This is a genomic window from Bradyrhizobium sp. SZCCT0153 (assembly GCF_018129995.1).
Lineage (GTDB): Bacteria > Pseudomonadota > Alphaproteobacteria > Rhizobiales > Xanthobacteraceae > Bradyrhizobium > Bradyrhizobium japonicum_G.
The window spans coordinates 1,318,747-1,344,867 of the sequence record NZ_JAFCKS010000001.1 but is presented as its reverse complement, the minus strand read 5'-3'; the positions used below and the strand labels follow the sequence as shown (position 1 = coordinate 1,344,867).

Here is a 26,121-nt window from a genome sequence, read left to right as displayed (position 1 = left end):
CGTGCCCGAGATCGCATGTCGAAGAAGTCCCTTTTCAAGGCGCTGACCGAGACCGGCCCGCTGATCGCGCTGGGGACGGCGCTTGCGATTCTGGTGTCGGTCGCGGGACCGGCCTCGGCGCAGTTCTTCAACTTCCCCGGCTTCGGCGGCCCGCCGCAGCGCTCGGCCCCGCCGCCACGAAACGGCGGAGGTGGCGGTGGCTGGTTCGGCGGCGACTTCTTCGCGCCGTTCCAGCAGCAACAGCCGCAAGCCCCGCGCCAGGACTTTTCGCGCGCGCCGGCGCCGGCCAAGCGCGACACCATCCCCGACAAGAACGTGCTCGTGATCGGCGACGCCATGGCCGACTGGCTCGCCTACGGACTCGAAGACGCCTACACCGAACAGCCCGACATGGGCGTGATCCGCAAGCACAGGACCACCTCAGGCCTGATCAAGTACCAGCCGAAGGGCGAGCCCTCGGACTGGACAGCTGCGGCCAAGGGCATTCTCGAAACCGAGAAGCCCGATGTCATCGTCGTCATGCTCGGCCTCAACGACCGCATCGCGATCCGCGAGGCTGCGCCCGACAAAACGGACAAGGCCTCGGACAAGGACAAGAAGAACGACAAGGGCGCACGCGCCAAGCCGCAAGGCAAGCCAGGCGACAAGCCCGGCGATGCCAAGCCCGACACCGCCGCCAAGCCGGACGACAAGCCGGCCGACACCGACCTGCCGCAGGACGATGCCGACAACGCCGACGCGCCTGCGACCGCGCCGGAGAAGACCGCGCGCAACCCAAACGGTCTCTACGAATTCCGCGACGAGCGCTGGGTCGAGCTCTACGGCAAGAAGATCGAGGAGCTCGCCAACGTTCTCAAGGCCAGGGGCGTGCCGGTGCTCTGGGTCGGCCTGCCCGCGATCCGCGGTCCCAAGGGCACGGCGGACATGCTGTTCCTGGATTCGCTCTATCGCGAAGGCGCGGCCAAGGCCGGCATCACCTATGTCGACGTCTGGGACGGTTTTGTCGACGAGGCCGGCCGCTTCCTGCAGAAGGGGCCGGACTTCGAAGGCCAGATCCGTCAGCTGCGCAGCTATGACGGCGTCTATTTCACCAAGCCCGGCGCGCGCAAGCTCGCCCATTATGTCGAGCGCGAGATCACGCGCCTGCTCGCGGGACGGTCCGGCCCGATCGCGCTGCCGAGCGAACCGGGAACGCCCGACACCAGCGCCGAGCCCGGCAAGCCGGCGCCGCGGCCGCTGGCCGGCCCGATCGTGCCGCTGGTTGCGGCCTCGATCTCGACCGATCAATTGCTGGGCGGACCGGGCTCGCGTCCCGCCGCCGTCGATGCGCTCGCCGCAAGGACGATGGTGAAGGGCGAGCCGCTGGCCCCGCCCGCTGGCCGCGCCGACGATTATGCCTGGCCGCGCCGCGAAGTCGGCCGCGAGCAGGCCAAGGGCGATACGCCGATGGCCGTGACGACGCCCGACGGCGGCACGCCGGGTGCGGCCGCAGCGATCGCGCCGCCAAAGCTCGCGCCGAAGAAGCCGCCGGTGCCGCAGCAGCCGGCGCAGGCGGCGCCATCGATGCGTGATTTCTTCGGCTTCGGCTCCCCGCCGCCCCCGCCGCGTCAACTGGCGCCGGGGCCGCGCAATCCCAATCCGAACCCCGCGATCCCGCGTCCACCGGGCAATGTCGGACGATCGGCGGAAGTGCTCAGGTAATTGTTCCGAACGCGCCGCAACGCTGCTGCGCAGAGTCGGGACCCGGCATATGCGGCATTCCCAAAAAGAATGGGCCCCGGTTCAGCAATGCGGCGTTTCCGGACGATGTGACGCATCGCCCAGGCCGCCCTGCGTCCGGGGCCCTTTGGTTATCGAGCGTCGGCTTAGCCGTAGTAGCGCCAGCGCGGCGGCGGGCGGCGGGCGGGCCGCGACATCAGCAGCGCGAGTGCGAACCCGATGCCACCGGCGATGAGCAACGAGCCAAGCGGGTTGTCCTGCACCTTCTGGCTAATTGCCTGCGTGCCGTCGCGGAAAGTCTCGCCGCTGTTCTCGTAGGCGTCCTTGGCGTAGCCGGCCGCCGTCTCGCCGGCGTCGCGTACGGCGTCCTTGGCCTGGCCGTAGAGATTCTGCACGGTGCCGGCGGCTTCGCGCGCCTTGCCCGACGCCTGTGTCTGCGCATCGCCGGCCAGATCTCCGACAGCGCCTTCCGCGCGTCCAGCGAATTCCTTGGCCGATCCGACGATCCGATCTTTATCCATGATGCTCCTCCTCCGGGGTCAGCCCAAGTAACCGATCAGGAGCAGCACAGTTCCAAGTCTTTGCGAAAGTGTAATGCGGGTGAGTGTCTAGCCGGATGAGCTACAGGATGAGCCCGCCATCGACGACCAGTGTCTGGCCGATGATGTAGGACGACAGCGGCGACGCCAGGAACAGGGCCGCGCCCGCCATGTCGGCCGGCGTGCCCAATCGCCGCAGCGGAATGCGCGCCAGCGCGCCTTCGAGCCGCTTGGGATTGTCGGTCGTCACCTTCGTCATCTTGGTGTCGACGAGGCCGGGCGCGATGCCGTTGACGCGGATGCCGTCCTCGGCCCAGGCCTCGCCCAGCGTCCGCGTCAATCCGACCGCACCGGTCTTCGAGGCGTTGTAGGCGGGATTGCCCATGGTGGAATGATAGGCCGCAGTCGAAGACACCATGATCAGCGATCCCCGCGCATCCCGCAGCATGGAATGAAATCGCGTGGCGCAGGCCATCAGGCTCATCAGATTGACCTCGACGACCTTGCGGAAGCCATCCATCTCGAATTCGCCGCGGCGATAGAGCACCGCGCCCTGCGCGAGCACGAGGACATCCAGCTTGTCGAAGGACGGCTTGAACGCCTCGATCGCGCCGGCATTGGCGACGTCGAGCTGCGCGTAGGAAAGACCGGTGAGATCGGAGCCTTCCTCGGCTGAATATTCCGTTGCGTGAGCGCGTGTGCCGCAGACCGCAACGCCTGCGCCCCTGACACGAAAGGCTTGCGCGATGCCGTTGCCGATGCCGCTGGAACCGCCGACGACCAGCACCTGCCTGCCCGAGAAATCCAGCTCGTTCGTCATCGCGGCCTCCCTTTTGTTCTGCGCGTCTTTTGTCTCGCTTGTTTGACCTGTCTGCGGATCGATGCCAGCCTTGTCAATCATAACAAGAACAAGCACGCCGCGAGGAAACAGCATGTCCGATTTCAAGGAGCTCAGCCGATCCGTAAAGGGCCTGACCGTTCTCGTCACCGGCGCGGCCAGCGGCATGGGACGCGCGACCGCGCGCGTGTTCGCAAGCGAAGGCGCCAGCGTCGCCGTCACCGATCATGACGAGCAAGGCGCATATGCGGTCGCCAAGGAGATCTCGGCAACCGGCGGAGCAGCGAAGGCGTGGAAGCTCGACGTTGCCGACGCCGGCGAGATCAAGCGCGTGGTCGGCGACGTCGCCGCGCATTTCGGCGGTCTCGACGTCGTCGTCAACAATGCCGGCATCTCCGTGCGCGTCGCGATCGACGACGAGGCCTACGAGGATGCCTGGGCCAGGGGCATCGCGGTGATGCTGACGGCGCATCCACGCATCATCCGCGCCGCTCTGCCGCATCTGCGCCGATCGAAGTGCGCGCGGATCGTCAACATCGCCTCGACCGAGGCGCTCGGCGCCACCGCGTTGCACAGCCCCTATTCCGCGGCGAAGGGCGGCGTCGCAAGCCTTACCCGCTCGCTCGCGGTCGAGCTCGGCCGCGAGGGCATCACCGTGAACTGCATCTGCCCGGGGCCGATCCGCACCGCCATCACCGACCGCATCTCGGAGGAGCACAAGACCATCTACGCCAAGCGCCGCACTGCACTCGGCCGCTACGGCGATCCGGAGGAGGTCGCGCATATGACGCTGAGCCTGTGCCTGCCGGCGGCGTCCTTCCTCACCGGCGCGGTGATCCCGGTCGACGGCGGCCTGATGGCGCGCAACGCGTAAGAGGTATGCTGCCCGAGCGTTGACATCGCCGGCCGCCGGAGTAGCTTTTTCCTCAACAGAGCGGGACCAACCGCTCGCGGTCCGCGGGAGACAACGTCATGACGATCGCCATCCGGCAGCTTCAGAAACATTTTGTCGGCGAGGTTTCGGGCCTCGACTTGCGAAAGCCTCTCACCGGGACCGAAGCCCGCGAAGTCGAGGCCGCCATGGACAAATATGCGGTGCTGGTGTTCCACGACCAGGACATCACCGACGAACAGCAGATGGCCTTCGCGCTGAATTTCGGCCAGCGCGAGGACGCACGCGGCGGCAACATTACCAAGGCCAGCGAATACCGCCTCAGTTCGGGCTTGAACGATGTTTCAAACCTCGGCAAGGACGGCAAGCCGCTGCCGAAGGACAGCCGCGCCAATCTGTTCAACCTCGGCAATTGCCTCTGGCACTCCGACAGCTCGTTCCGGCCCATCCCGGCAAAATTCTCGCTGCTGTCGGCGCGCGTGGTGAACCCGAAAGGCGGCAACACCGAATTCGCCGACATGCGCGCCGCCTATGACGCGCTCGACGACGAGACCAAGACGGAGATCGAGGACCTCGTCTGCGAGCATTCGCTGATGTATTCGCGGGGCTCGCTCGGCTTCACCGAATATACCGACGACGAGAAGGAGATGTTCAAGCCGGTGCTGCAACGTCTCGTGCGCACCCATCCGGTCCATCGCCGCAAGTCGCTGTATCTGTCATCGCATGCCGGCAAGATCGTCAGCATGAGCGTGCCGGAGGGCCGCCTTTTGCTGCGCGACCTCAACGAGCACGCGACGCAAGGCGAGTTCGTCTACGTGCACAAATGGAAGCTGCATGATCTCGTGATGTGGGACAACCGCCAGACCATGCACCGCGTCCGCCGCTACGATCAGTCCCAGCCCCGCGACATGCGCCGCGCGACGGTGGCCGGGACGGAGCCGACGGTGCAGCAGCAGGCGGCGGAGTAGAGGCGGCATTCACCGGCGAAGGCCGGGACAACAGCGGAGGATACCGACGACGAGAGCGGACCGCCTCAACAAACTCCGTCATTGCGAGCGAAGCGAAGCAATCCAGACTGTCATCGCTGAAGGATTCTGGATTGCTTCGTCGCTTCGCTCCTCGCAATGACGGCCGTGAGAGCGTCACTAGCCACAGAGCTACGCGTGCCCTGCCTCGTTCGAGAGCATGCCGGGATCGATGCCGATCTTGCGCAGCGCGCGGCCGTATTTTTCATCGACGTCGTCGCCGAAGATCAGATCCGAATCCGCATCGCAATGCAGCCAGCCATTGCTCTGGATTTCGGTCTCGAGCTGGCCCGGCGCCCAGCCGGCATAGCCGAGCGCGAGGATGGCGTGCTTGGGGCCGGAGCCGTTGGCGATCGCCCTCAGGATGTCGACGGTGGCCGTGAGGCAGACGCCGTCGTCGATCCGGAGCGTCGCGTTCTCGATGTAGAAATCGCTGGAGTGCAGCACGAAGCCGCGGCCGGTATCGACCGGACCACCCCGCAGCACCTTCATGCTCTCGGCATTCTCCGGCAGCTTGATGTGCTCGCCCTTCCTGATGATGCCGAGTTGCTGCAAGAGCTCGGGGAAGTCGATGCTGCCGGCCGGGTGGTTCACGATGATGCCCATGGCGCCTTCGGCGGAGTGGGCGCAGAGGTAGATCACCGAGCGCTCGAAGCGCTCGTCGCCCATCACGGGCATCGCGATCAGCAACCGTCCATCGAGGTAACGCGCCGTACTCGGGAGCGCGGGGGCCGGCTTGCGGGTGCTTTCGCCCGTCCTCTTGCCTGTGGGAGCCATCGGTGAAGCACTCCGGTTTCAATTCCTATCCTGATGTCGGGCCGGGCGGCTGTCAAATCAAGGCTTGCCGGGACTTGATTGAAGTGCATCCATCACAAGCAATTCAATGGCTTGCCTCGGGACGCCCCTGTAAAGACGTGCCATGCTGACAAGAGTTCCCCTGCGTGCGGCGGTTGGCGTCGTGACAACCCTGCTTGCGTCGTCGCTGGCCATCGCAGCCCGTGCCGACGACTCCTCGCCGTGGCAGCGCGACGGACATTCCGCGGTGCGGTTGCTCGCAGGATCGCGCAGCGGCGCGGTCCTGCTCGGCGGTATCGCGTTCCAGATCCAGCCGGGGTGGAAAACCTACTGGCGCATGCCCGGCGATTCCGGCGTCCCGCCACGGTTCGACTTCTCGAAATCAGACAATGTCGAAGCGGTGACCGTGATGTGGCCGGCGCCGCAGAAGTTCGACGACGGCGCAGGCGGCCATTCGATCGGCTATCACGACCAGATCGTGCTGCCCTTGCGCATCGTCGCCAAGGCCGCCGACAAGCCGGTGACGCTGCGCGCCGAGATCAATTACGCGGTGTGCGAGAAGCTCTGCATTCCTGTCGAGGCCAGCGCCGAGCTTGGTTTCAACAACGTCGCCTCGACCGAGGACGCCAATCTGCGTGCAGCGCTCGACACCGTGCCGAAACCCGCGAATGTCGGCGATCCCAATCCGCTCACCATCCGCGACATCAGGCGCGACGGACCCAAGAACGTGGTGGTCGACGTGGTCGTGCCTGACAGCCGCGGCGTCAATTTGTACGTGGAAGGCCCGACGCCGGATTGGTCGCTGCCGATTCCCGCGCCGGTCGAGCCCAGCCCGCCCGGCGTGAAGCGTTTCTCGTTCGAGCTCGATGGGCTGCCGCCGGGCGCCAAGCCCGACGGCGCGGCGCTGAAATTCACGCTGGTCGGGCCGGAGAAATCGTACGAATTCAATATGAATCTGGAGTAGTTGTCGTCCCGGCCTAGCGCGAGGGGTATTGCCCCGCCCAACAGAATCTTAACGAATGGTTGCTAATTCCAAAGGCTGCTGCGGCAAGCCTGCCGCGGCATGCGCGTGCGCCCCGGGGACTGTTCGAATTGGCCGTGATGGATGCAGACCCCGCAACGACCGGACCGGCCGGGCTGATCGCGCGGCTGCGGGCCAAGCTCACGGACGGCTCGAGCGAGGCGTCGCTGACGCGGCGTCTGGCCGGCACCATCTTCATCATCCGCGTCATCAGCGCGGGCCTGGCGTATTTCTCGCAGATCCTGCTCGCGCGCTGGATGGGCACGTCCGACTACGGCGTCTATGTCTATGTCTGGACCTGGGTGCTGCTGCTCGGCAGCATGATGGACTTCGGCATCTCCGCTTCCGCGCAAAAAATCATCCCGGAGTATCGTACCGGCGGCGAGCATGCGCTGCTGCGCGGCTTTCTCTCCGGCAGCCGCTGGCTGACCTTCGCTGTCTCCGCGCTGGTGTCGCTTGGCCTCGCCGGCATCGTCAAATTGCTGTCGCCCTGGATCAATCCGGCCGAGGTGCTGCCGCTCTATATCGGCTGCATGACGCTGCCCGCCTTCGTCGTCGCCAACGCCCAGGACGGCATCGCGCGCTCGCATGACTGGATGCAGCTCGGCCTGATGCCGCAATTCATCATCCGCCAGACCCTGATCATCGGCATCACGGCGAGCGCCTTCCTGCTCGGCTATCATCTGGGCGCGGTCGCCGCGATGGCCGCGAGCGCCGGCGCGGTGTGGATCGCGATGACCGGACAGATGGTCGTGCTGAACCGCAGGCTCGCCGATCACATCGAGCAGGGCCCCAAGGCCTACGACATCCGCGGCTGGCTCGCCGTTTCGCTGCCGATCCTGCTGGTCGAGAGCTTCTACCTGCTGCTGTCCTACACCGACGTGCTGGTGCTGCAGCAGTTCCGCCCCTCCGACGAGGTTGGCGTCTACTTCGCGGTGGTGAAGACGCTGGCGCTGGTGTCGTTCATCCACTACGCGATGTCGGCGACGACCGCGCACCGCTTTGCGGAATACAATGCGCTCGGCGACAAGGCCCGCCTGTCCGCCTATGTCGCGCACGCCATCAACTGGACGTTCTGGCCGTCGCTGGCGGCGACGATCGTTTTGCTCGCGCTCGGCAAGCCACTGCTCTGGCTGTTCGGGCCGCAATTCACCGTCGGCTACGACATCATGTTCGTCGCCGCGATTGGCCTCGTGGTCCGCTCCGCGATCGGGCCGGTGGAACGTCTGCTCAACATGCTCGGCCAGCAGAAGATCTGCGCGCTGGCCTATGCGCTGGCCTTCGTGATGAACCTGGTGCTCTGCATCGCGCTGGTGCCCCGCTACGGCGGCCAAGGCGCCGCGGCCGCGACCTCGATCTCGCTTTGCTTCGAGACGGTGCTGCTGTTCTGGATCGTGCGGCAGCGGCTCGGCCTGCACGTGCTGGCGTTCGGAAAATAGGTCCAGCGTACTGCTCTTTCGGCGCTTGCCCTGGGGAACAACGGTTTCGCGCCATGCCGATGAACGCGGCGAAACTCCTGCCTGTTCACGGGCGGCAGCACGATTCTTCTTATTGCACCCAAGCAGTTGCGCCACAGGGAAAGTTCATTCTACGTCGTATTGCCCAATCGACGAGATAAACCTAAGATTCAAAAGGCATGATTGATCCGCTCTATGTCGCCTCCGGTTTTGGCGTCGGCCTGCTTGTCGGGATGACCGGCGTGGGTGGCGGCTCGTTGATGACGCCGCTGCTGATCCTGCTGTTCGGCGTGCATCCCTCCACCGCCGTCGGGACCGACCTGCTCTATGCCGCCGCCACCAAGACCGGCGGCAGCGTCGTGCATGGCTGGTCGCGCAGCGTGCACTGGCCGGCGGTGCTGCGGCTTGCCTGCGGCAGCATTCCGGCGAGCGCGCTGACCCTGCTCGTGCTGTGGAAGCTCGACCTCAAAAGCGATTCCGAGCGCAATCTCGTCAACCTCGTGCTGTGCTTCGCACTGCTGCTGACTGCGACCTCGCTGATCTTCCGCAGGTCGATCATGGAGCGCTGTCGCCGGCGCCTCGAGCAGGTCGATGACCGCACCACCGCGATCGCGACCGTCATCACCGGCATCGTGCTCGGCGTGCTGGTCTCGATTTCATCCGTCGGCGCCGGCGCGGTCGGCGTCACCGTGCTGCTGCTGCTCTACCCGCGCCTGCCGATGGCGACCATCGTGGGCTCCGACATCGCCCATGCGGTGCCGCTGACGCTGGTCGCCGGCATCGGACATTGGGCCCTTGGCGATGTCGATTGGGCTCTCATGGGCGTGCTGCTGCTGGGCTCGCTGCCCGGCATCATCGTCGGCAGCTTCAGCGCGACACGTGTGCCGGAAACGGTACTGCGCATCGCCCTTGCCTGCGTGCTCGCCGTGGTCGCAGGCAAGATCATCTTCGCGGAGCTGAACCTGTCATCGGCGTTCGTGACGGCGCTGGCCTGGAGCCATTGAACGAAAAACGGCGGGAGCATCGCGCTCCCGCCGTTTTCGTAACCCGATCCGAAAGCCCTACTCCGCGGTCCAGCCGCCGTCGATCGAGAGGTTGGTGCCGGTGATCTGCGCGGCGTCATCGCTGCACAGGAACAGGGCGAGTGCTGCGACCTGCTCGGAGGTGACGAACTCCTTGGTCGGCTGCGCGTCGAGCAGCACGTCGTTGATGACCTGCTCGCGGGTCAGATTGCGCGCCTTCATCGTGTCGGGGATCTGCTTCTCCACCAGCGGCGTCCAGACATAGCCGGGGCTGATGCAGTTGCAGGTGATCTTGTTGGTCGCGACCTCCAGAGCCACGGTCTTGGTGAGACCGGCGATGCCGTGCTTGGCCGACACGTAGGCCGACTTGAAGGGCGAGGCGACCAGCGAATGCGCCGACGCCGTGTTGATGATGCGGCCCCAGCCCTTCTTCTTCATGCCGGGGACGGCGGCGCGAATGGCATGGAAGGCCGAAGACAGGTTGATCGCAATGATCTGGTCCCACTTTTCCGGCGGGAATTCCTCGATCGGCGAAACGAACTGGATGCCCGCATTGTTGACGAGGATGTCGACCGAGCCGAAGCTCTTCTCGCCGAGGGCAATCATCCCGGCGATTTCCGCCGGCTTGGTCATGTCGGCAGGAGAATAGACCGCCTTCACGCCGAAATCGGACTCGATCTTGGCGCGCTCCTTCTCGATGTCCTCGGGCGAGCCGAACCCGTTGATGACGACGTTGGCGCCGGCGCCGGCGAAGCCCCGCGCATAGGCGAGCCCGATGCCGCTGGTCGACCCGGTCACGACGGCATTCTTGCCTGACAGACTACCCATATTATTCGCTCCTTTTTGGCGGGGGCGCGGTGACGTCCCCCGTGAGATCGTAGGTCACCATGGTCTCGCCGGACTGCGGCCGCTCGAGCCAATCCTTGTGGCGCATCGACAGATGCACGTCGCGCACGCCGGCCTCCCAATGCTCGACCATGGCGACATGCGAGAAGTCGTAATCCTTGGACGATGATTCGTAGTTCTTGCTGCGATAGATCAGATGCACCACGGTGACGGTGCTTTCGCGCGAGATCTTGGCGAGGAATTCGACGGACGGGTCGTTCTTCAGATAATCCGGCAATTTGCCGATCAGGTCGCGCACCGCCCTGCGGGCGTTGTGCACCTGCTTGTTCTTGTCGGTGTTCATCCGCGTGCGGCTGGAGAAGCGGATGTCCTTCTCGCGCTCGGTGGCCTCGAGCAGTGAATTCGGCAGATCGCCGCGCGCGCTGAACAGATCGACCTGGAAGATCAGCATGTCGCGATCGACCTCGGCATCGAGCACGTAATCGAGCGGGGTATTGGAGGCGATGCCGCCGTCCCAATAATGCTCGCCGTCGATCACGACGGACGGAAAGCCCGGCGGCAACGCGCCCGAGGCCATGATGTGCTCGGGGCCGATCTTCTTGCCGAGCTTCCTGAACTCGTAATTGTCGAAATATTTGAAGTTGCCCGAGGTGACGCCGACCGCGCCGACCGACAGGCGCGTTTTCAGATCGTTGATGCGATCGAAATCGACCAGCCGCTCCAGCGTCTTCTTCAGCGGCGCAGTGTCGTAATAGCTTTCGGCCTGCGGGCTCCCGGGTGGCCACATCGGCGCGGGCGGAACGCGCGGCGTGAAGAAGCCGGGCACGCCGAAGGTCGCGATCAGCGCCGCGCTGGTCGAATTGAACAGTTCACGGCTATGGTCGCTCTTGCCGATCGGTTTCCACGGCACCGGCGCGGAAACCATCTCCCAGAATTCCTTTAGCCGCTTGACGCGGGTCGGGCCCTCGTTGCCGGCAATGATCGCGGCGTTGACGGCGCCGATCGAGATGCCGGCCACCCACTCGGGCTCGAAATCGAAATGGCACAGCGACTGATAGGCGCCGGCCTGATAGGAGCCGAGCGCGCCGCCGCCCTGGAGAACCAGGACGCGTTGCGCATTCGCGGGGACTGTTGCGACTTCCGGGCTATGATCGATCATGCTGGAACAATAGCAGATGGCGAGCGACCGTGGCGACAGATCGCCGCGGCGTCAATGCATCCCGGGATCAAGTCTGGCTTATCGGGGATCAGTCGAGGCCAGGATCATGGTCCAGAACACCTTGTATTTGGTGCCGGGAGCATAGCCCGCCGCTATGCCCAATTTTGTGACACCGCTCTTGAGCATGTTGGCGCGGTGCGGGGGCGAGTCGCGCCAGCCGGAAAACGCTTCCGCCAGCGTATGATAGCCGGCCGAGACGTTCTCGACCGCCACGGTGGCGGGATAGCTGCCGGCGGCCAGTCGCTTGGCCAGCGGCGCGCGCACGTCATGGTCCATCTTGTTGGCCGCCGCCATGGCCTGCGATTGGGATTCGGCGAGCCGCATCAGATCGGGGTCGACGACGACGGTGCCGAGGCCGTTGTTCTGGCGGTATTGCGAAATCATGATCGCGGCCGCCTGCGCATCGAGCTTGGAGCCCGGAACCGCCATGTCGGCATACATCGAGGGTTGCTGGACCGGCGCTTCATTGCCGGCGCAGCCGGCAAGCAGCAAAGTGATGAGAATTGCGGCCGCAGCGCGCATGGTCGGAAGCCCCCAAATGAGGGGCCGTTGTTGCATACCAACCGTGGCTGAAAGGTGAATTTTGAAGAAAATTCGACCCAACGTGGCAGCTCAGGCGCCCGCAAAGATCCGGTAGCGGCGGGGCTCCAGGCCGATCGTGTCGCCGGCGCGCAGTTGCCGGCCGCGGGGGGCGTCGATCTCGATGGTCTCCCCGCCCGACAGCGCGACCTCGGCAACGGAGTTTTCGCGTTTTTAGCGATCTCGGGATCGCGCGGCCGGTAGAAGTTGCGCGCCGCGATCTCCTGGCCTGCCTTGGTATACCAATATTGCAGGTCGGCATCGGCCAGCAAACCCGTCACGAGGAGTCCTGCAGCGAGCGGACCGATACGACGTATCTTGTCCATCTCCGTTCACTTCGAGGACTTGGAGTCAGCGAAGACATGCAGGCATAACTCGGGTCGAAACGCGCTCGAGTCAACGGAACCGGATTTTCTTGTTCGCGGCGCGGCAGCGCAACTTTGCTACGAAGTCTTCATCGTGTGGATGCCGCATTCCGTCTTGGCCCGGCCGCGCCAGCGACCTGCGCGCTCGTCTTCGCCCTCGGTCGTTCTGCTCGTGCAAGGCATACACCCAACCGAGCGAAAACCGGACGCCGCAAGTGGATGACGCGGCAATTTGGCGCGGACGAAAAGAGCCTCGAGTTCCTCGCGCGAGACGTTGGCGAAAGGGTTGAACTTCAACCGCGCGCCGTCGTCCTCGACGACCGGAATGTCGGCGCGCGCATTGCCTTGAAAACGCTTGCGGCCGTTGAGCCACGCATCGAACGGGTTCAGCGCGCGCGCCAGCGGCTCCACCTTGCGGATGCGGCAGCAAGCGTCGGGATCGGAGAACCAGAGATCGCGGTCGGGATCGTCGCGCGACAGCGTCTCCTCTGCCGGCTTGATCGAGCGGACGTCCTTCAGGCCCAGCGTCGCGATCAGCGTATCGCGATAGGCCAGCGTTTCCTCGAACAGCCAGCCGGTGTCGAGGAAGATCACCGGGATCGCAGGATCGACGTCGGCCATGACCTTCAGCAGCGTCGCCGATTCCGTGCCGAAGGACGACACCAGCGCCAGCTTGTCGCGCCCGACCGTCTTGAGCGCAGCAGCGATGATTTCGGCGGGCGAGGCATCGCGCAGGGCACGATCGAGCTCATCCGCCGAGGGCAGCGCAGAGACGGATGTCGACGAAACCGGAGGTGCGATCGCGTTCATGTGCCGACACCTTCGGAGTGACGCAGTTGCATGCGCCGGTGCAGCGCGGTGATGCGGCCGTCGCCGGTCGGCTGATAGAACACCGAATAGCGCTTGGCGGTCTGCATGAAGGCTTCCGCATCGGCCTGCTTCTTGACCTCGAAGGAATCGAAGCCGGCGCGCAGCATGAACACGAACTGATCGCGCAGCACCTGACCGGTGGCACGCAAGTCGCCGCGATAATTGTAACGCTCGCGCAGCAGCCGCGCCTGGCTGTAGGCACGCCCGTCGCGGAAGGTCGGGAACACCAGCGCGACGACGGCGATCTTGCCGAGATAGGGCACCAGCTCGGCGATGTCGCGATTGTTCGGCCAGATCACGCCGACCTTGCCGGCCCGCTCGAGCAATGCATCCGCCTCGCCGACGAAACGTTCGGCCGGCACCAGAATGTCGCCGCCCTCGGGCAGCGGCGTGTCGACGGCGAGCTTGACGAAGCTGTCGTCGGCGATCTTTCCGCCGTTAACGAGTGGCATAGACGCGCTCCTTGAAGGGTTCGACGCCGAGGCGCTTCACCGTGTCCATGAACAGCTCTTCGGGCCGCTCGCGCAGCGCCAGATAAGCTTCCACGATGTCCTCGACGACGTCGGCGACCTCGTCGAACTTGACGCCGGGACCGATCAGATTGCCGAGCGCGGCACTCTCGTCGGCGCGGCCTCCGATGGTGATCTGGTAGACCTCCTCGCCGTTCTTCTCGACGCCGAGAATGCCGATATGGCCGACATGGTGATGGCCGCAGGCGTTGATGCAGCCTGAGATGTTGATGTGCAGCCGGCCGATCAGATTGGCCAGCTCGTGGTTGGCGAAGCGCCGCGTCAGCTCCTGCGCGATCGGGATCGAGCGCGCATTCGCCAGCGAGCAGTAATCCAGTCCCGGGCAGGCGATGATGTCGGTGATCAGATTGACGTTCGGCGTCGCCAGCCCGAGCTTGTCGAGCGCCTTCCACAGCGCCGGCAGGTCGCGCTTGGCGACGTGCGGCAGTGCGAGGTTCTGCTCGTGGCCGACGCGAATCTCACCGAAGGAATATTTGTCGGCGAGATCGGCGAGCGCGTCCATCTGCTCGGCTGTGGCATCGCCCGGAGGCGCCCCGATCGGCTTCAGCGAGATCGTGACGATGGAGTATCCCGGGTTCTTGTGCGGGGCGACCGAGTTCTTGCGCCATGCCTCGAAATCCGGATCGGCCGCGGCCTGGCGCAGCTCGTCGGGATTGTGCGGCAGCTTCTCGTAAAAGGGATAGGTGAAGCGCGAGCGGATGTCCTCGATCACCTCGTCGTCGATCTGGAGCGAGGAGTTGCGGATGTGCTGCCACTCCTCCTCGACCTCGCGCGAAAATTTTTCGATGCCGAGCTCGTGCACCAGGATCTTGATGCGCGCCTTGTAGATGTTGTCGCGGCGGCCGTACTGGTTGTAAACCCGCAGGATCGCCTCGATATAGCTGAGAATATCGCGGCCATGGACGAAATGCTTGATCGTCTTGCCGATGAACGGCGTGCGGCCGAGACCGCCGCCGACCAGCACTTCGAAGCCGGTCTCGCCCTTCTCGTTCTTGATCAGCTTCAGCCCGATGTCGTGGATCTTGATCGCGGCGCGGTCGTGGTCCGACGCAGTGATCGCGATCTTGAACTTGCGCGGCAGGAACGAGAATTCCGGATGCAGCGTGGTGTGCTGACGGATCAGCTCCGACCAGATGCGGGGATCCTCGATCTCGCCGGGCGCAACGCCGGCCCACTGGTCCGACGTGACGTTGCGCATGTTGTTGCCGGAGGTCTGCATCGCATGGATACCGACCTCGGCGAGATCGGCCAGCGCGTCCGGCAGTTCGGCGAGCTTGATCCAGTTGAACTGGATGTTCTGCCGCGTGGTGAAATGGCCGTAACCGCGGTCGTATTTGCGCGCGACGTGGGCGAGCGCCCGCAACTGGTTCGACGCCAGCGTCCCGTAGGGAATCGCGACGCGGAACATGTAGGCGTGCAGTTGCAGATAGACGCCGTTCTGGAGCCGCAGGATCTTGAACTCGTCCTCGGTGAGCTCGCCCGAGAGACGGCGCTTCACCTGGTCGCGGAACTCCGAAACGCGCTCGTTGACGAGCGTGCGGTCGATTTCGTCGTAAGCGTACATAAGAGAATGCCTTAAACCTGGGCCGGCTGTCCGATGGTCACACCGGTGCGGCGGATCTGTTCGCGCAGATTGCCGGGTTCGATCTTGCCGTCCGCGCCGACCTGCACCGGTGCGATATAGGGACCGATCGCGCCGACGTCATCGGCGACCGACTCGGCAAGCAACGCTTTCGCCTCGTCGGAGTTGCGCACGATCGCGGCTTCCGAGAGCTCCGCGGACCAGCTCCTGGCGGCGGTACGGTACACCACGATGCCGTCCCAGGTGCGGTTGGCGGTCACGACCGAGGGGCCGGCGATCTTGATCTTCTTCTGTTCGAGCGGGGAGGTCATTCGGCTGCATCCAATAGGTCAGAGATGATTTGCTTCGGGGTTTTCTCGGAAGTTTCGCGGCGAAGCGAACCGGCATGCCGGACCACGTCGCCGATGATGAGAATGGCGGGACCACCATGGGTCCGGCGCACGAGCTCGGGCAGGTCGCGAAGCGTGCCGATCGCGCCTTGCGCATCGGGGCGCGTGACGCGGGCGAACACGCCGACCGGCGTCTCCGGCGAACGGCCGGCGGCAAAAAGGCCGGCGCGGATGGCGGGGGCAGCCGTCATGCCCATGTAGACCACGACGGTCATTCTGGAGTCGTTCAGCGTCGACCAGTCGACGACTTCGGCGTCGCGCGCCTTGTGCGCGGTGAGGAATGTGATGCGGGTCGCTTCATGGCGGTAGGTGAGCGGCACCTCGAAATCAGCGGCGCCGCCGAGACCTGCGGTGATGCCGGGAATGATCGAATAGGCGACACCCGCTGCGCGCAGCGCTTCGACTTCTTCGCCGCCGCGCCCGAACACGAAGGGATCGCCGCCCTTCAGCCGCACCACGCGCTGGCCGGATTGCGCGGCCTCGATCATGCGCTTGTTGATGGCGTCCTGACCGATGCCGGGCTTGCCGACGCGGCGGCCTACCGCAACGCGCGTGGTGTCGCGGCGGATGCGGTCGAGAATCTCAGGCGAGACCAGCTCATCGTGGAAGACGATGTCGGCATCCTGGAGCGCGCGCAGCGCCTTGATGGTGAGCAGATCCGGATCGCCGGGCCCGGCGCCGACCAGCGCGACGGCGCCTTCCGGCTTGCCGGCACGCGCGAACGCAGACGGATCGGCAATCGCCTTGAGCGCGGCATCCGCCTCACCCTTGCGGCCGGCGAGCACGGAAGCGCCGATCGGGCCGTCGATGACGCGCTCCCAGAAGCGGCGGCGCAGCGGAAACTCGGCAATGCGCTCGTTGATGGATTTGCGAAAGCCGCCGATGAACTCGGCGAGTTCGCCGATGCGCGCCGGCAGCAGCGCCTCGATCTTTTCGCGCACGCGCCGCGCCACCACCGGCGAGGTGCCGCCGGTGCCGACCGCGACCACGACATCGCCGCGATCGACGATCGCCGGGAAGATGAAGCTGGAATGTTCGAGATCGTCCATGACGTTGACGGGCAGGCCGAGCGCCTTGGCGCGGACCGACATCGCAACGCCGACATCGCCGGCGCCGGCGCAGACGACGGCGATGACGCCCGAGAGATCGGCGGTCAGCGGATCGGCGGCCGCGATGTCGATGCGCGCGGCATCGTCAGCACCGAGGCCCAGATCGTGATTGCCGTCGATCGCATGCACGCGGATGCGCGCACCGGCGGCGGCGAGCACGCGCAGCTTGGCACGCAGAAGCTCGCCCGCGCCGATGAGGACCACCGGACCGGCCTTGAGATCGAGAAACACCGGCAAGAACCGCATGCGATACTCGCTCCCCCCACATCCGGGGTTGACTGGAATTATTTTCTATATATGTGTCGTTTCGAGCGTGCAAAGAGAAAATTTTTTCTTCTCTCTTGCATCGTAACTATAGAATTTTCGCCTCCAAACGCAAAGTGGCAGAGATGCATCTTCTCAAGGACAATTCCGCTGCTCGCGGACTGAGCAGCCCGGCCCCGGCCGAGCGCGCGCACGCGCAAGAATTTTCTGCTGACCTTGCCCCGAGCATGGACCATCTCGACCAGCTCGAAGCCCAGAGCATCTACATCTTCCGCGAGGCTTTTGCCCGCTTGAAGAAGATCGCCCTGCTGTGGTCGCTCGGCAAGGACTCCAACGTCATGATCTGGCTGGCGCGCAAGGCGTTCTTCGGCCGTCTGCCGTTCCCGGCCCTCCATGTCGACACCGGCAAGAAGTTTCCGGAGATGTATCGCTTCCGCGACCATTACGGGAAGGAATGGGATCTCGACCTGCGCGTCGAGCCCTGCCCGCCCATCGATGCCGTCGACCCAACGCTGCCGCCGGCCGCCCGTTCCGCCGCGCGCAAGACCGAGGGCCTCAAGATGGCGCTCAGCAAATACGGCTTCGACGGCCTGATCGCCGGCATCCGCCGCGACGAGGAAGCGACCCGCGCCAAGGAGCGCGTGTTCTCGCCGCGCGGGCTCGAAGGCAATTGGGACGTACGCGACCAGCCGCCGGAATTCTGGGACCATTTCAACGCCTCGCCGCCGCAGGGTGCGCATTTGCGCATCCATCCGATCCTGCATTGGACCGAGGCCGACATCTGGGCCTACACCAAGCGCGAGAATATCCCGATCATCCCGCTGTATCTCGCCAAGGACGGCAAGCGCTATCGCTCGCTGGGTGATCAGGACATCACCAATCCGGTCGCTTCAACCGCATCGACCATCGACGAGATCCTGATCGAACTCGAACAGACCAAGGTCCCGGAGCGTGCCGGCCGCGCGCTCGACCACGAGACCGAGGACGCTTTCGAGCGCCTCCGCGTCGCCGGCTATCTCTGATCAAGGACGCAATGCGGCTATGAACATGATCGTCACCCCCGCTTCGCCTGCCACCCCGAACGGCACCACGCGTCCCCAGGTCCGGATCGTCATCGTCGGCCATGTCGACCACGGCAAGTCGACGCTGGTCGGGCGCCTCCTGCACGAGACCGGCAGCCTGCCCGACGGCAAGCTCGAAATGCTGAAGGCGGTCAGCGCCCGGCGCGGCATGCCGTTCGAATGGTCGTTCCTGCTCGATGCGCTCCAGACCGAGCGCGACCAGGGCATTACCATCGACACCACGCAGATCCGCTTCCGCACCAATTCACGCGACATCGTGCTGATCGACGCGCCCGGCCACGCCGAATTCCTGCGCAACATGATCACCGGCGCCTCGCAGGCCGACGGTGCGGTGCTGATCATCGACGCGCTCGAAGGCGTGCGCGACCAGACAAGGCGGCACGGCTATCTGCTGCATCTTCTGGGCGTGAAGCAGGTCGCGATCGTCGTCAACAAGATGGACCGCGTCGATTTCTCCGCCGCGCGATTCAAGGAGATCAGCGACGAGATTTCCGCGCATTTGCAGGGACTCGGCGTGAAGCCCACGGCAGTGATCCCGATCTCGGCCCGCGACGGCGACGGTGTCGCCGAGCGCACCGAACGTATCGGCTGGTACAACGGACCGACGGTGGTCGAGGCGCTGGACCGGCTCGAGCCGGCGCGGCCGCTGGAAGCGCTGGCGCTGCGGCTGCCGGTGCAGGCGATCTACAAATTCGACGACCGCCGCATCGTCGCGGGCCGCATCGAATCCGGCAGCCTCACCGCCGGCGACGAGATCGTGATCATGCCGGCCGGCAAGATCGCCAAGATCAAGACGGTCGAAAGCTGGCCGGTGACGCCGGTCGCTGGACGGCAGGGTGCGGGCCGCTCGGTCGGCATCACGCTCGACCGCGAGCTGTTCGTCGAGCGCGGCGACATCATCGCCCATGCCAGCGCCGCCCCGCGCGAGACACGCCGGCTGCGCGCGCGGATCTTCTGGCTGCACGACAAGCCGCTCGCCAAGGGGGATCAGCTTCTGGTTCGCTGCGGGCCGAAAGAAAGTCGCGCCACCGTGGTCGCGATCGAGAAGGCGGTCGATCCCGGCGAGCTGTCGAGCGTCGAGAACAAGGCGATCGGCCGCAACCATGTCGGCGAGATCGACATTTCCCTGTCCAATCCGATCGCAACTGATCCCTACACCGAGAATCCGCGCACCGGCCGCCTCGTGATCGAGGTCTCCGGCCGTATCGCCGGCGGCGGCCTGGTGCTGTCGGTCGACGCCGGCCAGCGCGCCGTGCCGGTCGACATCGTGCCGGTGGAATCCGCGCTGCGGCTGGATGAGCGCTCCGCGCGCTATCAGCACAACGGCGCCGTGGTCTGGCTCACGGGCCTGCCCGCCTCCGGCAAATCGACGCTGGCCAAGGCGCTGGAGCGCCGGCTTTTCACCAATGGCGGCTCGCCGATCCTGCTTGACGGCGACACGCTGCGCGCCGGGCTCAACAGCGATCTCGGCTTCTCCGCCGCCGACCGCAGCGAGAACATCCGTCGTCTTGCCGAAGTCGCGACGCATCTGGCCCGCAACGGCCACGTCGCCATCGTCGCCGCCGTCTCGCCGGCCCGCGAGGACCGTGCCACCGCGCGCCGCATCGCCGACACCGCGTTCCGCGAGATCCACGTGGCAACGCCGGCCGAAATCTGCGAGGAGCGCGATCCCAAGGGCCACTACAAGAAGGCCCGCGCCGGCGCGCTGGCTTCGTTCACCGGCATCGGCAACGACTACGAGGCGCCGCAGGCCGCCGAACTCGTGATCGACACGTCGTCGCGGACGGTCGCCGAGGCGGCGGACGAGATCGAACAGATGCTGAAGACCACCGGCGTACTGTTCGACGAGGTCGTGGACCTCGCCGCCAATATTTGAGGGGGCGCAAGCTCCCTCGATCGACATCGCGCATTCTCCGCACGCTCAACTGCGTTCCCTCCCCCCTTGCGGGGCAGGGCTATCGCATATGAAGAAAAGCGTGGCGGGCAGCTTGCCTGCGGCCCATCCTTCGAGACGCCCGCCTACGGCGGGCCCTCAGGATGAGGTGGCGTTCTGCGGTGAGGTATCAGACCCTCATGGTGAGGAGCCCGCCAAAGCGGGTGTCTCGAACCATGCGGGCCGAGCTCTTTCGGAAACCTCTCGCTGTCATAGGCGATAGCCCTGACCCTGCGGGGGAGGGAGCCGAGTGTGCTCAGCCGCATTCACCGTGCGCAAACTGCAGGCAGCGCGGGTCCGGCCACCCCCTTCTTGACATTTTGACAGGCGTCGGGGGCCTTCTCACGGCCCCGATTTTGGGGCTAATAGGGCCGAAAGCCGCTCCCAGTGGGCGCATTTTGCTGCTGTCGGGTCAAAAGCAGCCAAAAACAGCCATTTCAAACAAGAAAGACCATCATGAAACGCGTCGACGCCCACGGATTGAAGATCGCTCCCGTCCTGTTCGATTTCATCGCCAAGGAAGCGGCCCCGAAAACGGGGATCGCGCCGGATGCGTTCTGGGCCGGACTCGCCGCCATCATCAAGGAGCTGGGGCCGAAGAACAGGTCGCTGCTCGCATTCCGCGACACGCTGCAGGCCAAGATCGACGACTGGCACCGCGCCAACAAGGGCAAGGCGTTCGACCTCAACGCCTACACCGCCTTCCTGAAGGAGATCGGCTATCTCGTCCCTGAACCTGCGACGCAGAAGGTCGAGACCGCCAATGTGGACGAGGAGATCGGCAAGATCTGCGGCCCGCAGCTCGTCGTGCCCCTCACCAATGCGCGCTATGCACTGAACGCTGCGAATGCGCGCTGGGGTTCGCTCTACGACGCCTTCTACGGCACCGACGCGATCGCGCACGATCCTTCCGAGAGCGGCAAGGGTTACAACAAGGCGCGCGGCGACAAGGTGATCGCCAAGGCCAAGGCATTCCTCGATGCCGCCGTGCCGCTCGCGACCGGCAGCCACACCGACGTCACCGCCTACAGTATCGTCGCGGGCCAGCTCGCGGTGAAACTCAAGAGCGGCAACGCCACCGCGCTGAAGAACGCCGCACAATTCGCCGGCTTTCAGGGCGAAGCGGCCGCGCCGAGCGCGGTGCTGCTCGCCAATAACGGCCTGCATGTCGAAGTGAAGATCGACCGCAGCAGCACGATCGGCAAGGACGATCCGGCCGGCGTCGCCGACATGATCATGGAATCGGCGGTCTCCACCATCCTCGACATGGAGGACTCGGTCGCCGCCGTCGATGCCGAAGACAAGGTGTTGGTCTACCGCAACACGCTCGGCCTGATGAACGGCACGCTGTCGGCCGATTTCGAGAAGGGCGGCAAGACGCTGACGCGCGCGCTCAACGCCGACCGCAGCTACAAGACGCCGGACGGCAAAAGCGAGGTCAAGCTGCACGGCCGCAGCCTGCTGCTGATGCGCAATTGCGGTCACCACATGTTCACCGACGCGGTGCTGGACGAAGCCGGCGAGGAGATTCCGGAAGGCCTGCTCGATGCCGCCGTCTCGGGCCTGCTTGCGATCCACGACCTCAAGGGCAACTCGAAGACCAAGAACAGCCGCACGGGATCGGCCTATATCGTCAAGCCGAAGATGCACGGCCCGGACGAGGTGTCGCTGACCTGCGAGATCTTCGACCGTGTCGAGAAGATGCTGGGCCTGCCCGAGAACACGCTCAAGGTCGGCATCATGGACGAGGAGCGGCGCACCACCGTCAACCTCAAGGCCTGCATCCAGCGCGCCTCCAAGCGCATCATGTTCATCAACACCGGCTTCCTCGACCGCACCGGCGACGAGATCCACACCTCGATGGAAGCCGGTCCCATGATCCGCAAGAACGAGATGAAGGCGCAGGCCTGGATCAAGGCCTACGAGGACTGGAACGTCGACATGGGCCTGACCTGTGGCCTGCCCGGCCATGCCCAGATCGGCAAGGGCATGTGGGCCGCGCCCGACAAGATGGCGGACATGCTGCAACAGAAGCTCGCTCATCCGCAGGCCGGCGCCACCACCGCCTGGGTGCCCTCGCCGACCGCGGCGACGCTGCACGCCCTGCACTATCACCAGGTCAACGTCACCGCGCGCCAAGAGGAGCTGACCAAGGGCGGGCCGCGGGCGAAACTGTCGGACATCCTCACCATTCCGGTGTCGAAGTCGAACTGGGCGCCCGATGACGTCAAGCAGGAGATCGACAACAACTGCCAGGGCATTCTGGGCTATGTCGTGCGCTGGATCGACCAGGGCGTCGGTTGCTCCAAGGTGCCCGACATCCACGATGTCGGCCTGATGGAAGACCGTGCCACTTTGCGCATCTCCAGCCAGCACCTCGCCAACTGGCTGCACCAGGGCGTCATCACCGAAGCGCAGGTGATGGAATCGCTCAAGCGCATGGCGGTCGTCGTCGACAAGCAGAACGCCGGCGATGCCATCTACAAGCCGATGGCGCCAGCCTTCGACGGCGTCGCTTTCAAGGCCGCCTGCGACCTTATCTTCAAGGGCCGCGAGCAGCCGAACGGCTACACCGAATACATCCTGACCGCCCGCCGCCGCGAGGCCAAGGCAGCGGGTTAAGCCCGGATACGCAAACACCAAAAGCCCCGGCTCACGCCGGGGCTTTTTTGTTTGGGGACCCTAAGCCCCGCTAAAACACTGCGAGATATTTCAGCAGCGACACGATGCCGATGATGATGACGACAACGCGCGCGATCTGCTTGGCGCGGCCGTCCATCGGCAACATGTTGATGAGATAGAGCACGAGAATGACGACGAGAAAGGTGACGAGTACGCCGACCAGCATCGCGAGGCCCCCTTCAGGCAGATTGCTAACGATATCCTAACGCCTATCTCGCGCGCCGGTTCCATTCGGGCAACCCATTGCAACTTTTGGTAAATACGTACTTCTACCGGCAGCCCAACTGTCTAAAACTTTACCCTTTTCCTTTCAGATGCAGAAACCGTTTGGCCCCCCGAGGGGCAACGGCATGCGATTGCCGATCTGCCGCGCCCCCGCTTGTCGATGTTGCCGGGCGTCTTCACGAACTTTGCAATGGGAATTTGGGGGACTTCGATGCTGAATCGTCTGACCGTATCCGTGCTGCTGAAGGCGGTGATCGCGATTACGTCGATCTGCGTGGTGATCGCGCTCTCGCTGACGGCCCATGAGTCGTGGGATCGCCTCCAGACTGCCAATCGCATCTCGCGGATCGCGGACGCCTCCGCCGATCTGTTCAAGGCGATGCACAATCTGCGCACCGATCGCTCGACCACCAACCGCCTGCTGAACGCGACCGTGCCCATGGATGGCGAGATCGAGAAATATCTGCGCTCGATCCGGGACGCCCAGATGCCGGCGATGGCACGCGCGGTCGAGCTGCTGCCGACCATGGACTTTCCGCAGTCCGGCACGCTGGTGCCGGAGCTCGCGCGCCTCTTCAAATTGCTGACCGAGGAGCAGAAGCAGTTCTGGGAGGACGTCGCCAAGCCCAAGGACCAGCGCCGCGCAGGCCTGCCGAAGGAGTATATGGAGACGACGCAGGGCCTGCTGGACACACTGGACAAGCTCTCGAACGTCCTGGCCGCCACCGTCAACCACCAGGATGCGGCGATCGATCAGCTGCTGTCGATCAAGCAGAGCGCCTGGCTGTTGCGCAATACCGGGGGCGAAGCGTCGCTGATCATCTCGACCGGACTCAACGCCGGCCGTATGGCGCCGGAGGCCCGCCTCGCCTATACCCAATTCGTCGGCGGAACCGCCGCAATGTGGAAGGCGCTGGAATTGTCGGCGTCGGGCATGCAGCTCCCGCCCGCACTGTCGTCCGCCCTGGCGACGGTCAAGACCGCCTATTTCGATCCGCAATATCTGGCGCTCCGTGATCGCCTCGCCGATACGCTTGCCAAGGGTGAGAAGGCCGAGATGACGGCGAACCAATGGACACCGGTGACGGTGGGCCGTCTGGCCGCCGCGGTTGCCGTCGCCGAAACCGCGCTCGACGCCGCCAAGAGCCATACGCTGGAACAGCGCGACGCAGCTCAACGCGCACTCGTCATGCAGCTCGCACTTCTGGCGCTCGCCATCGGCCTTGCCGTCGGCGCGATCATGCTGGTCAGCCGCCGCGTCATCACTCCGCTCAACACCATCCGTGACGCCATGCTGAAGGTCGCCGGCGGCGACCTTGCCGTCGACAGCGGCTATCTCGGCCGCAACGACGAGATCGGCGCGCTCGCAGGCGCGCTGGAGACCTTCAAGCAGCAGGCGACCGACAAGCTCAAGATCGAAGAGCACGAGCGCGAGCGCAATGCGGACGCCGTCGCGCGCCAGCGCGCGGTCGAAGCCTATGTCGGCGAATTCGAGGGCGCGGTGCGCAAGACGCTGGGCGAATTGAGCGAGGCTTCCGGCGAGATGCGCAAGACCTCGGGCGACCTGTCCGCGGTATCGCGCCAGACCAACGACCGCGTCCAGGTCGCCGGCAAGGCCTCCAACGACGCCTCCATGAGCGTCGACAGCGTCGCCGCCGCCGCCGAAGAGCTCTCGGCTTCAATCAACGACATCAGCCAGCAGGCCGCGCATGCCGCGGGCATCGCCGGCCGCGCCGTCACGCAGGCAAGCGAGACCGACGGCACCGTGCAGGGCCTGGCGAAGTCCGCCGGGCGCATCGGCGAGGTGGTCGGCCTGATCAACACCATCGCACAGCAGACCAATCTGCTCGCGCTCAACGCCACGATCGAAGCGGCGCGCGCCGGCGAAGCCGGCCGCGGCTTTGCCGTGGTCGCCTCCGAGGTGAAGTCGCTGGCGAGCCAGACCGCGAAGGCGACCGAGGAAATCTCAGAGCAGATCGCCGACATCCAGAAGGTCGCGGGCGAGGCCATCAACGCGATCCAGACCATCGGCGGCATCATCGGCGAGGTCAACGAGGTCGCGACCGCGATTGCCGCCGCCGTGCAGGAGCAGGGCGCGGCGACCCAGGAGATCACCCGCAGCACGCAGTTTGCGGCGCAGGGCACCAAGAACGTCTCGGACAACATCACCGGCGTCAAAGCCGATGCGGACGCTGCCGCCGCTGCCGCCGACAACGTGAAGAGCGCCTCGGAGATGCTGGACAGCCAGAGCCGCCAGCTCGGCCATGAGGTCAGCGACTTCCTCGGCAAGATCCGCGCGGCGTAGGGCTGCGTCAGCGACACGCTCGGCGTCGTCCTGGCTTTCGCCTGGCGAAAGCCAGGACCCATAACCACCATCCTCTGCAAGAGGTAGGCTGGTGGTTAGCGGCGTCGCGCCACATCGGCATTGGGGGTAACTGGTCCTGGCTTTCGCCCGGACGACGGTGGGGCCTACTCCTTCGCCACCACCGGCACCTGGCGGAATCTTGCGCGCACCGAATCCGGCAGCGGGGAGAAGTTCATTGCGACGCCGCGGCTGGCGTTGGCATTGCGGCTGGCGACCACTAGGCCGTCGGCGCCCGCGACGATGTCACCCTTGCGCAAGGTGGGATCGGCGTCGATCTTGACCTGGGCGAGCCCGGCCGGATCCTTGCCGTTGCAGGTGCAGCCCGCCACGATCTCGTTGCGATACCGGAAGGCGTTCGGCAGGTCGGAGTAGGATTTTCCCTTGTCCGTCGTGGCGTCGTCGATATCGCTGCCATAGACCAGTGAGGTTTCGGAAGCGGGGCAGAAGCTCTTGCAGGACTGCGCCTTGCTCTCGGCATCATTCCCCTGCGCCGGGAAATAACGCCCGTCGCAGCCGCGCACGCAATAGGCCGTGCCGCCGCCATAGGAGGTCCGCTGCCGCGGCGTGTCGTAACGCGGCATGTCATCGGTCGGGAACGGCATGCGGATCTCCGGCGCCGGCCGCCCGCGGAAGCCGCCGAACAGCGCCGAGAAAAAGTCCTCCGCATGCGCCGGCGGCGTCAGCGCGAAGCCGAAGGAGGCGACGGCGAGGAACGCCGCCGCGCCGCCGGCCAGTCTGCCGATCGAACGTCTCTTCATGTGACCTCACTCAAC

General features: G+C 65.2%; 23 protein-coding genes and 1 pseudogene. 10 read left to right on the top strand and 14 right to left on the bottom strand.

Annotated elements, in window-relative coordinates; translation table 11 throughout:
• The first annotated feature begins 15 nt into the window (after window positions 1-15).
• Window positions 16-1,701 carry an SGNH/GDSL hydrolase family protein gene (locus tag JQ572_RS06515; RefSeq protein ID WP_211382116.1) on the top strand — a complete coding sequence of 562 codons (1,686 nt, stop codon included), beginning with the start codon at window positions 16-18 and terminating at the stop codon, window positions 1,699-1,701.
• 164 nt (window positions 1,702-1,865) lie between these two features.
• Here JQ572_RS06515 and JQ572_RS06510 read toward each other — a convergent pair whose 3' ends face one another.
• Window positions 1,866-2,240 (bottom strand): CsbD family protein, encoded by a 375-nt coding sequence (locus JQ572_RS06510; protein ID WP_211382115.1) that lies wholly within the window; start codon window positions 2,238-2,240, stop codon window positions 1,866-1,868.
• A gap of 100 nt (window positions 2,241-2,340) precedes the next feature.
• Window positions 2,341-3,078, bottom strand: coding sequence for an SDR family NAD(P)-dependent oxidoreductase (locus tag JQ572_RS06505; protein ID WP_211382114.1), 738 nt, complete (start codon window positions 3,076-3,078; stop codon window positions 2,341-2,343).
• Between the two features lie 112 nt (window positions 3,079-3,190).
• On the opposite strand from JQ572_RS06505, the gene JQ572_RS06500 reads away from it, so the two are divergent.
• Together JQ572_RS06500 and JQ572_RS06495 are read left to right on the top strand one after the other, a co-directional pair.
• Entirely contained in the window at window positions 3,191-3,970 is a 780-nt protein-coding gene (locus JQ572_RS06500) for an SDR family NAD(P)-dependent oxidoreductase (RefSeq protein WP_211382112.1), read from the top strand.
• Window positions 3,971-4,068: 98 nt separating this feature from the next.
• The gene (locus tag JQ572_RS06495; RefSeq protein ID WP_211382110.1) at window positions 4,069-4,956 is read left to right on the top strand and encodes a TauD/TfdA dioxygenase family protein; all 888 of its coding nucleotides are present in this window, start codon (window positions 4,069-4,071) and stop codon (window positions 4,954-4,956) included.
• Window positions 4,957-5,145: 189 nt separating this feature from the next.
• Here the strand turns inward: JQ572_RS06495 and JQ572_RS06490 are convergent, their stop codons facing one another.
• On the bottom strand, window positions 5,146-5,790 hold the full coding sequence (locus JQ572_RS06490; protein ID WP_211382109.1) for a YqgE/AlgH family protein: 645 nt from the start codon (window positions 5,788-5,790) through the stop codon (window positions 5,146-5,148).
• Window positions 5,791-5,932: 142 nt separating this feature from the next.
• Here JQ572_RS06490 and JQ572_RS06485 point away from each other — a divergent pair, with 142 nt between their 5' ends.
• From JQ572_RS06485 to JQ572_RS06475, 3 genes are all read left to right on the top strand, one after another.
• Window positions 5,933-6,772, top strand: a complete 840-nt coding sequence (locus JQ572_RS06485) for a protein-disulfide reductase DsbD domain-containing protein (protein WP_211382107.1) — start codon at window positions 5,933-5,935, stop codon at window positions 6,770-6,772.
• Window positions 6,773-6,900: 128 nt separating this feature from the next.
• Window positions 6,901-8,268, top strand: a complete 1,368-nt coding sequence (locus JQ572_RS06480) for an oligosaccharide flippase family protein (protein WP_211382106.1) — start codon at window positions 6,901-6,903, stop codon at window positions 8,266-8,268.
• Window positions 8,269-8,465: 197 nt separating this feature from the next.
• Entirely contained in the window at window positions 8,466-9,290 is an 825-nt protein-coding gene (locus JQ572_RS06475) for a sulfite exporter TauE/SafE family protein (RefSeq protein WP_211382105.1), read from the top strand.
• Between the two features lie 57 nt (window positions 9,291-9,347).
• Here the strand turns inward: JQ572_RS06475 and JQ572_RS06470 are convergent, their stop codons facing one another.
• The 9 genes and pseudogenes from JQ572_RS06470 to cysG all read right to left on the bottom strand — a co-directional run bounded on the left by JQ572_RS06470 (window position 9,348) and on the right by cysG (window position 17,043).
• Window positions 9,348-10,136 carry a 3-hydroxybutyrate dehydrogenase gene (locus tag JQ572_RS06470; RefSeq protein ID WP_211382104.1) on the bottom strand — a complete coding sequence of 263 codons (789 nt, stop codon included), beginning with the start codon at window positions 10,134-10,136 and terminating at the stop codon, window positions 9,348-9,350.
• A gap of 1 nt (window position 10,137) precedes the next feature.
• On the bottom strand, window positions 10,138-11,313 hold the full coding sequence (locus tag JQ572_RS06465; RefSeq protein ID WP_211382103.1) for a DUF3734 domain-containing protein: 1,176 nt from the start codon (window positions 11,311-11,313) through the stop codon (window positions 10,138-10,140).
• Between the two features lie 78 nt (window positions 11,314-11,391).
• Window positions 11,392-11,895: a CAP domain-containing protein gene (locus tag JQ572_RS06460; RefSeq protein WP_211382102.1), complete on the bottom strand. Its 504-nt coding sequence runs from the start codon at window positions 11,893-11,895 to the stop codon at window positions 11,392-11,394.
• A gap of 90 nt (window positions 11,896-11,985) precedes the next feature.
• Window positions 11,986-12,108 (bottom strand): annotated as a pseudogene (locus tag JQ572_RS35505) (sulfate ABC transporter ATP-binding protein); the annotation flags it as partial.
• Window positions 12,109-12,395: 287 nt separating this feature from the next.
• Window positions 12,396-13,127 (bottom strand): phosphoadenylyl-sulfate reductase, encoded by a 732-nt coding sequence (locus JQ572_RS06455; RefSeq protein ID WP_211382101.1) that lies wholly within the window; start codon window positions 13,125-13,127, stop codon window positions 12,396-12,398.
• A complete protein-coding gene (locus JQ572_RS06450; RefSeq protein WP_211382100.1) occupies window positions 13,124-13,639 on the bottom strand; it encodes a DUF934 domain-containing protein in 516 nt (171 codons plus the stop codon). The genes JQ572_RS06455 and JQ572_RS06450 overlap by 4 nt, the downstream gene beginning before the upstream one ends.
• A complete protein-coding gene (locus JQ572_RS06445) occupies window positions 13,626-15,281 on the bottom strand; it encodes a nitrite/sulfite reductase (RefSeq protein WP_211382099.1) in 1,656 nt (551 codons plus the stop codon). The genes JQ572_RS06450 and JQ572_RS06445 overlap by 14 nt, the downstream gene beginning before the upstream one ends.
• 11 nt (window positions 15,282-15,292) lie before the next feature.
• Window positions 15,293-15,610, bottom strand: a complete 318-nt coding sequence (locus JQ572_RS06440; RefSeq protein ID WP_211382098.1) for a DUF2849 domain-containing protein — start codon at window positions 15,608-15,610, stop codon at window positions 15,293-15,295.
• The gene (gene cysG / locus JQ572_RS06435; protein ID WP_211382097.1) at window positions 15,607-17,043 is read right to left on the bottom strand and encodes a siroheme synthase CysG; all 1,437 of its coding nucleotides are present in this window, start codon (window positions 17,041-17,043) and stop codon (window positions 15,607-15,609) included. The genes JQ572_RS06440 and cysG overlap by 4 nt, the downstream gene beginning before the upstream one ends.
• Before the next feature lie 245 nt (window positions 17,044-17,288).
• On the opposite strand from cysG, the gene cysD reads away from it, so the two are divergent.
• The 3 genes from cysD (at window position 17,289) to JQ572_RS06420 (ending at window position 22,698) form a co-directional block, all read left to right on the top strand.
• Entirely contained in the window at window positions 17,289-18,083 is a 795-nt protein-coding gene (gene cysD / locus JQ572_RS06430; protein ID WP_211382096.1) for a sulfate adenylyltransferase subunit CysD, read from the top strand.
• A gap of 19 nt (window positions 18,084-18,102) precedes the next feature.
• Window positions 18,103-20,019, top strand: coding sequence for an adenylyl-sulfate kinase (cysC, locus tag JQ572_RS06425; RefSeq protein WP_211382095.1), 1,917 nt, complete (start codon window positions 18,103-18,105; stop codon window positions 20,017-20,019).
• A 513-nt stretch (window positions 20,020-20,532) separates the two neighbouring features.
• Window positions 20,533-22,698: a malate synthase G gene (locus JQ572_RS06420; protein WP_211382094.1), complete on the top strand. Its 2,166-nt coding sequence runs from the start codon at window positions 20,533-20,535 to the stop codon at window positions 22,696-22,698.
• Window positions 22,699-22,768: 70 nt separating this feature from the next.
• Here JQ572_RS06420 and JQ572_RS06415 read toward each other — a convergent pair whose 3' ends face one another.
• Window positions 22,769-22,924: a Thivi_2564 family membrane protein gene (locus tag JQ572_RS06415; protein WP_007599832.1), complete on the bottom strand. Its 156-nt coding sequence runs from the start codon at window positions 22,922-22,924 to the stop codon at window positions 22,769-22,771.
• A gap of 270 nt (window positions 22,925-23,194) precedes the next feature.
• Here JQ572_RS06415 and JQ572_RS06410 point away from each other — a divergent pair, with 270 nt between their 5' ends.
• Window positions 23,195-25,288: a methyl-accepting chemotaxis protein gene (locus tag JQ572_RS06410; protein ID WP_211382093.1), complete on the top strand. Its 2,094-nt coding sequence runs from the start codon at window positions 23,195-23,197 to the stop codon at window positions 25,286-25,288.
• 164 nt (window positions 25,289-25,452) lie between these two features.
• Here JQ572_RS06410 and JQ572_RS06405 read toward each other — a convergent pair whose 3' ends face one another.
• Window positions 25,453-26,106, bottom strand: coding sequence for a DUF2865 domain-containing protein (locus JQ572_RS06405; RefSeq protein ID WP_211382092.1), 654 nt, complete (start codon window positions 26,104-26,106; stop codon window positions 25,453-25,455).
• Between the last annotated feature and the right edge of the window lie 15 nt (window positions 26,107-26,121).

What these genes read in the sequence shown, in the direction of transcription:
- JQ572_RS06515 (WP_211382116.1), top strand. Translation starts at nt 16, where the DNA reads ATGTCGAAGAAGTCCCTTTTCAAGGCGCTGACCGAGACCGGCCCGCTG.
- JQ572_RS06510 (WP_211382115.1), bottom strand. Translation starts at nt 2,240, where the DNA reads ATGGATAAAGATCGGATCGTCGGATCGGCCAAGGAATTCGCTGGACGC.
- JQ572_RS06505 (WP_211382114.1), bottom strand. Translation starts at nt 3,078, where the DNA reads ATGACGAACGAGCTGGATTTCTCGGGCAGGCAGGTGCTGGTCGTCGGC.
- JQ572_RS06500 (WP_211382112.1), top strand. Translation starts at nt 3,191, where the DNA reads ATGTCCGATTTCAAGGAGCTCAGCCGATCCGTAAAGGGCCTGACCGTT.
- JQ572_RS06495 (WP_211382110.1), top strand. Translation starts at nt 4,069, where the DNA reads ATGACGATCGCCATCCGGCAGCTTCAGAAACATTTTGTCGGCGAGGTT.
- JQ572_RS06490 (WP_211382109.1), bottom strand. Translation starts at nt 5,790, where the DNA reads ATGGCTCCCACAGGCAAGAGGACGGGCGAAAGCACCCGCAAGCCGGCC.
- JQ572_RS06485 (WP_211382107.1), top strand. Translation starts at nt 5,933, where the DNA reads ATGCTGACAAGAGTTCCCCTGCGTGCGGCGGTTGGCGTCGTGACAACC.
- JQ572_RS06475 (WP_211382105.1), top strand. Translation starts at nt 8,466, where the DNA reads ATGATTGATCCGCTCTATGTCGCCTCCGGTTTTGGCGTCGGCCTGCTT.
- JQ572_RS06470 (WP_211382104.1), bottom strand. Translation starts at nt 10,136, where the DNA reads ATGGGTAGTCTGTCAGGCAAGAATGCCGTCGTGACCGGGTCGACCAGC.
- JQ572_RS06465 (WP_211382103.1), bottom strand. Translation starts at nt 11,313, where the DNA reads ATGATCGATCATAGCCCGGAAGTCGCAACAGTCCCCGCGAATGCGCAA.
- JQ572_RS06460 (WP_211382102.1), bottom strand. Translation starts at nt 11,895, where the DNA reads ATGCGCGCTGCGGCCGCAATTCTCATCACTTTGCTGCTTGCCGGCTGC.
- JQ572_RS06455 (WP_211382101.1), bottom strand. Translation starts at nt 13,127, where the DNA reads ATGAACGCGATCGCACCTCCGGTTTCGTCGACATCCGTCTCTGCGCTG.
- JQ572_RS06450 (WP_211382100.1), bottom strand. Translation starts at nt 13,639, where the DNA reads ATGCCACTCGTTAACGGCGGAAAGATCGCCGACGACAGCTTCGTCAAG.
- JQ572_RS06445 (WP_211382099.1), bottom strand. Translation starts at nt 15,281, where the DNA reads ATGTACGCTTACGACGAAATCGACCGCACGCTCGTCAACGAGCGCGTT.
- JQ572_RS06440 (WP_211382098.1), bottom strand. Translation starts at nt 15,610, where the DNA reads ATGACCTCCCCGCTCGAACAGAAGAAGATCAAGATCGCCGGCCCCTCG.
- cysG (WP_211382097.1), bottom strand. Translation starts at nt 17,043, where the DNA reads ATGCGGTTCTTGCCGGTGTTTCTCGATCTCAAGGCCGGTCCGGTGGTC.
- cysD (WP_211382096.1), top strand. Translation starts at nt 17,289, where the DNA reads ATGGACCATCTCGACCAGCTCGAAGCCCAGAGCATCTACATCTTCCGC.
- cysC (WP_211382095.1), top strand. Translation starts at nt 18,103, where the DNA reads ATGAACATGATCGTCACCCCCGCTTCGCCTGCCACCCCGAACGGCACC.
- JQ572_RS06420 (WP_211382094.1), top strand. Translation starts at nt 20,533, where the DNA reads ATGAAACGCGTCGACGCCCACGGATTGAAGATCGCTCCCGTCCTGTTC.
- JQ572_RS06415 (WP_007599832.1), bottom strand. Translation starts at nt 22,924, where the DNA reads ATGCTGGTCGGCGTACTCGTCACCTTTCTCGTCGTCATTCTCGTGCTC.
- JQ572_RS06410 (WP_211382093.1), top strand. Translation starts at nt 23,195, where the DNA reads ATGCTGAATCGTCTGACCGTATCCGTGCTGCTGAAGGCGGTGATCGCG.
- JQ572_RS06405 (WP_211382092.1), bottom strand. Translation starts at nt 26,106, where the DNA reads ATGAAGAGACGTTCGATCGGCAGACTGGCCGGCGGCGCGGCGGCGTTC.